A 494-nucleotide genomic window follows, 5' to 3' on the forward strand; every position below is an offset into this window, starting at 1 on the left:
ATCAGGATAGTGGGTATTAAGCTCATCTAACATCTTGATAAATAAATTAGAGTCCTTCTTTGTCCCTTTAACATAAGTCACTTTCCCTGTTTGGGCATTGAGGCAGCCGGCAAGATAATGTTTTTCATTTTTTCCTGGCGTGACAACGCGTTTTTGCTGCCCTTTAAAACACCAGTCCGCCCCGATTTTCGGATTCAAATTAATATCGACCTCATCTTCATAAAACACCGGATGTTGTGCTGAGATATGGGTCAGGGCTTCTGTGATTTTTGCTATTTTTTCATGATATTCAGGATCAGGTCGTTTTAGGGTGGGGGCGGCCCTGCGCCAGACAATACCGACCTGTTGGCAGTAGCGATATAACGTACTTTGTGTGAGAGATAACTTGAGCAATTGATTGATAGTCTGAGTGATGAGCTCCAGGCTCCAGCGTGAGCGAAGATAGCTAAAATCTTGAGGCGAGTGCTGCAATAAGAAAGACAAGAGCGGATAGA

The 494-nt window shown here is 43.7% G+C and carries 1 protein-coding gene; it reads right to left on the reverse strand.

The window, feature by feature from the left end:
• Positions 1-494: IS630 family transposase (locus tag ACGF5R_RS24470; RefSeq protein ID WP_387693240.1), on the reverse strand; the 494-nt coding region annotated here is incomplete at both ends.

Origin of the sequence: Photorhabdus sp. RM71S, assembly GCF_042879355.1 — a bacterium.
GTDB classification, from domain to species: domain Bacteria; phylum Pseudomonadota; class Gammaproteobacteria; order Enterobacterales; family Enterobacteriaceae; genus Photorhabdus; species Photorhabdus kayaii.